The organism is Streptomyces beijiangensis (genome assembly GCF_017315755.1).
GTDB lineage: Bacteria > Actinomycetota > Actinomycetes > Streptomycetales > Streptomycetaceae > Streptomyces > Streptomyces beijiangensis.
In genome coordinates, this window is sequence record NZ_JAFLRJ010000317.1 from 1 (window position 1) to 3,296 (window position 3,296).

At 71.8% G+C, this 3,296-nt stretch carries 3 protein-coding genes and 2 pseudogenes; 1 reads left to right on the top strand and 4 read right to left on the bottom strand.

The genetic code is table 11. The features are described from left to right. The 4 genes and pseudogenes from J0695_RS28495 to J0695_RS28510 all read right to left on the bottom strand — a co-directional run. Window positions 1–863 (bottom strand): annotated as a pseudogene (locus J0695_RS28495) (hypothetical protein); the annotation flags it as partial. Window positions 864–1,027: 164 nt separating this feature from the next. After that, window positions 1,028–1,459 (bottom strand): DUF6113 family protein, encoded by a 432-nt coding sequence (locus tag J0695_RS28500; RefSeq protein ID WP_307798794.1) that lies wholly within the window; start codon window positions 1,457–1,459, stop codon window positions 1,028–1,030. Further along, the gene (gene mshB, locus J0695_RS28505) at window positions 1,456–2,388 is read right to left on the bottom strand and encodes an N-acetyl-1-D-myo-inositol-2-amino-2-deoxy-alpha-D-glucopyranoside deacetylase (RefSeq protein ID WP_206966749.1); all 933 of its coding nucleotides are present in this window, start codon (window positions 2,386–2,388) and stop codon (window positions 1,456–1,458) included. Before mshB ends, J0695_RS28500 begins: the two co-directional genes overlap by 4 nt. 39 nt (window positions 2,389–2,427) lie before the next feature. Continuing rightward, on the bottom strand, window positions 2,428–2,622 hold the full coding sequence (locus J0695_RS28510) for a hypothetical protein (protein WP_206966751.1): 195 nt from the start codon (window positions 2,620–2,622) through the stop codon (window positions 2,428–2,430). Between the two features lie 425 nt (window positions 2,623–3,047). On the opposite strand from J0695_RS28510, the pseudogene J0695_RS28515 reads away from it, so the two are divergent. Next, window positions 3,048–3,296 (top strand): annotated as a pseudogene (locus tag J0695_RS28515) (S9 family peptidase); the annotation flags it as partial.

Below are 3,296 nucleotides of genomic sequence, written 5' to 3' on the forward strand. Positions count from 1 at the left end.
CCGCAGGTCCCGACGCTTCCGGCACGGGCGGCGGCCAGCAGCGGCCCGACCTCCCCTACTGCTCCGACAACTCGGGCCGGGGCGCGTCCGGTCCTGCTCCGGGCGCCGGCGGCGCACCGGGGCCGGCGGCAGGCGGCGCGGAGCCGGTCCTGCGCGGGGCGAACCCGCGGAGGTGCTCCCGCGCCGGTGCGGCTCGGCAGGTCGGGACGTACGACGGTGGGCTTCATCGTCGGCGTCGAGCCCGTGGCCGGACCGGTGGTCGGGCCCGAGGGACCCGCTCCGAGACCCGCGCCGAACCCTGGCCCCGGTGCGCCGCCGGCGCCCGGAGCAGGACCGGACGCGCCCCGGCCCGAGTTGTCGGAGAAGTAGGGGAGGTCGGGCCGCTGCTGGCCGCCGCCCGTGCCGGAAGCGTCGGGACCTGCGGGCGCGCCGGGTCCGTCAGGCGCACCGGAGCCGGCGGCAGGCGGCGCGGAGCCGGTCCTGCGCGGGGCGAACCAGTCGCTGGTCGGCGGCTTCCCCGCGGCGGGCGCGGGAGGCTCGGGGGCAGGCGCGGGCGCGGGCTCGTCCACGGCCTCGGGCCGGGGCGTGCTGCCCGTACGCTCGCCGCCGCCGCCGTCCACATCGCTCATGGGCGTACGCATCACGACCGGCGGGATCGGGCGCGATCCGGGGATGTTGATCCGGATACGCGTCGTCAGCGTGGTCTCGGTCTTCGGCTCGTCCGGCAGCGGCGCGGGCGAAGGGGCCGGAGCCGCGGCGTCTTCAGGAGACTGGCGGGTTCCGTACGGCGGCGTACCCGAGGGGTACGCGGCTCCGCCACGCCCCTGGGGGCCGGTGGACGAACTGTCAGTTTCACGACTCAAGGCAAGTTCTCCCGGTTGGCTCCGCCGCCCGTTCTTACTGGTGCGGGAGGCTCGGCGGCGCGCACCACCATACTGGCCGCCGCAGGATGGCACCCGCCCCCCATGGGAATGAACCGCTCCGACTACCGTCGGCACGGCCCCGATCCGGCGGGCGAAGCACCACATCACTTCCCAGGTCGGGCAGAACCTCCGGGCGGCTGCGGCAGCTTGGAGAGGGTGGCACAGATCACAGCGACGATCATCCCTCCGAGCAGGAAGAGATACGAACCGGTGCCCGCGCCGAAGACGAAGTCGCCCTCGGGACGGGTCGCGGTGAGGAACATGACGGCGATCAGCCAGCCCGCCGCCGGTACCCCCACGCCGAGCGCCCTGCCCATGGCGATCCGGCCGCCGTAGAAGACCGCGGCCGCGGCGGCGAGCGACAGGATCAATCCGCCGGGAAACCACGCGGGTTGGACCAGCGCTCCGGCGACGCCGGTCAGTGCGCCGAGGACCAGCAGTCCGCAGTAGGCGGCGATCCGGCCGAAGTTCAGCGGGGCGGCGAGACCGGCGCCGCCCGGCCTCTGGTTCGTACGGTTCGTACGGTTCGTACTCACGAGTGCGCGCCCTCTCCCACGTCGGTACCGGCGCCATCCACGAGGCCGTCGACACCCGCGAAGAGATCCGTCTCGCGCTCGCCGTCGGGCGCCCCGGAGTCCCCCCGCACCAACTGGTAGTACTCCCGTACGAAGAGCGGCTGCCCCAGGTTGTTGGAGAGCGCGAAGAAAGGCCCGTCCACCGCGATCTGGGTGGCGTGCGCGCGCATCGCGGCCGTCTTCTGCTCCCGGTACGGCTCCCCGTCGATCTCCGCCGTGATCAGCTCGTCGTCCACCACGCCCGGCACATCACCGACGTCCGCGATCCCCGGGAAGTCCGTGCCGGTCTCCCGCAGCCGCGCGAAGCCCTCCTCCGCGACCGACCGCGGCACCCGGTTCCAGTAGATCTTGGGGATCGTGTACGGCTCCCCCAGGTCCCGCCGGAAGGCGGGCTCGGCCGCCAGATCGGCGGCGCGCATCGCGACCTGGTGCGCCTGGATGTGATCGGGGTGGCCGTAGCCGCCGTCGGGGTCGTACGCCACCATCACCTGCGGGCGCACCGAACGGATGACCTCGACGAGATACGGAGCCGCCTCGTCCAAATCCGTGTTCCAGAACGCGCCGTCACGGTGGTTCTGCCCGACGCCCATCATCCCGGAGTCGCGGAACCGGGCGGGGCCGCCCAGGAAGCGGTGGTCGGCGACCCCCAGCTCCTTCATCGCGGCGGCCAGTTCGCCGATACGGTGCGGCCCCAGGCAGTCCTCCTGGTCCGGGGCCAGATGGGCGAGTTCGGCCGGAATGACCTCGCCCTCCTCACCGAGGGTGCAGGTCACCAGGGTGACCAGCGCGCCTTCGGAGGCGTACTTGGCCATGGTGGCGCCGTTGTTGATCGACTCGTCGTCGGGGTGCGCGTGCACCAGAAGCAGACGACGGGCAGGAAGGTCCGTCATACGGGACAGCCTACGAGCCCGCGCCCCCCGATCCGCGCCTCAGAACTTGATGCCGCCGATCATCCCCGCCACGTTGGTCGTCAGTGTGTGAATGGTGGGCGCGATGGAGGAGCTCGCCAGATAGAAGCCCAGAAGCACGCAGACCACCGCATGACCACCTTTCAGTCCGGACTTCTTGACCATCAGGAAGACGATGATCGCCAGCAGCACCACCGCCGAGATCGAGAGTGCCATGCGGCGGTTCACCTCCCACGCGTCGAATAAGGGCAGCACAACTGCAGCCGGTAGCTGCATACCCACCCAGCGCTACGGATCATAACTATCCGTGGCAGCGCATTGATCCGTGCACAGCAGCATGGGGGGCGCATGGCGGCTAGGGGAGGTCCGGCGGATCAGGCCGACTGCGGGAGGCGTCGCCCCCTTCAGCTCTGCTGAGCGGTGGTCTGGTGCACTGCGCTTCTCCCCCAAGCTCTTAAGGAGCAGGGAGGTACCCCCTCCGTCTCGGCTCTTGATTCATCCTCCGGATGCCGAGCGCAGCTGCAAGGCGGAGGAGGGAAGCAACGCGGAGCGTTGGTGACCGACGACAACGCTGCAGATGTGCGCACCAGACCGGCGCGACCGCGGCATGATCCGCCGGACCTCCCCTAGGGTTCGGTGGCATGCCGACGAACTCGCCGCAGCCGCTCGCCTTCCCGCGTCAGTACGCGCGGACCCAGCGCTTCACCCTCGGCGCCCCGCGTGCTTTCACCGTGTCGCCGGACGGGCATCACGTCCTCTTCCTGCGCTCCCCCTCCGGCACCGACCGCGCGGGCGGCCTCTGGTCGCTCGACCTCGACGGGCCTGCCGAGCGTCTGGTCGCCGACCCGCAGGCGCTCCTCGGCGGCGCGGCCGAGGAGCGCCTGCGGGTC